Annotated in this window: 1 protein-coding gene; it reads left to right on the top strand. The window is 71.6% G+C overall.

The annotated features are described in order from the left end of the window. Positions 1-25: 25 nt before the first annotated feature. On the top strand, positions 26-1050 hold a 1025-nt coding region (locus tag GUY60_RS37820), incomplete at its 3' end, for a Dyp-type peroxidase (RefSeq protein WP_161706019.1).

Here is a 1050-nt window from a genome sequence, read left to right as displayed (position 1 = left end):
CCCGCCCCCTGCTCGACGGAGTCCCATGGTTGCCGTGCAGCCCGTCGTCACCCTGCCCGCCAAGGCGGCGGTCTTCCTCGTCGCCACCGTGAACCCCGGCGGCGAGGCCGCCGTACGCGCGACGCTCCAGGACCTCGCGGGCCTGACCCGCTCGGTCGCGTTCCGCGCCCCGGAGGACCGCCTCAGCTGCGTCGCCGGGATCGGCTCCGCGGCCTGGGACCGGCTCGTCGGCGGCCCGCGCCCCCGCGAGCTGCACCCCTTCGAGCAGCTCGACGGCCCCCGCCACCGGGCCCCGGCCACCCCAGGCGACCTCCTCTTCCACCTGCGCGCCCGGCGCATGGACCTCTGCTTCGAGCTGGCCCGGCTGATCCTGGACGTGCTCGGCGGCGCGGTGACCGTCGTCGACGAGACGCACGGCTTCACGTACTTCGACGAGCGCGATCTGCTCGGCTTCGTCGACGGCAGCGAGAACCCCACCGGCGGCGCGGCCACGGACGCCGTGCACATCGGTGACGAGGATCCGCCGTTCCTGGGCGGCAGTTACGTGATCGTGCAGAAGTACGTGCACGATCTGGCGGCCTGGACCGCGATCGGCGTCGAGGAACAGGAACGCGTCATCGGCCGCACCAAGACCGCCAACGTCGAACTCTCCGACGCCGTCAAACCCGCGAACTCGCACGTCGCCCTCAACACCGTCGAGGACGAGAACGGCGACGAACAGAAGATCGTGCGCGAGAACATGCCCTTCGGCCGCCTCAGCGAGGGCGAGTTCGGCACCTACTTCATCGGCTACGCCCGCACACCCGCCGTGACCGAGCGGATGCTGCGCAACATGTTCCTCGGCGATCCGCCCGGCAACACCGACCGCATCCTCGACTTCTCCACGGCCGTCACCGGCGGCCTCTTCTTCGTGCCGAGCGCCGACCTCCTCGACGCACTGCCCGCCGAACCCGCAGCCGTACCCGCAGAGCCCGCCGTGGAGCCCGCCCAGGAGCTCGTCGACGTACTCGCCCCGCAGGGCGACTCGCTGGGCATCGGCAGCCTGAAAGG

Origin of the sequence: Streptomyces boluensis, assembly GCF_009908195.1 — a bacterium.
In the GTDB taxonomy this organism is placed as follows: domain Bacteria; phylum Actinomycetota; class Actinomycetes; order Streptomycetales; family Streptomycetaceae; genus Streptomyces; species Streptomyces boluensis.
This window is presented reverse-complemented; position numbering and strand designations above follow the sequence as displayed.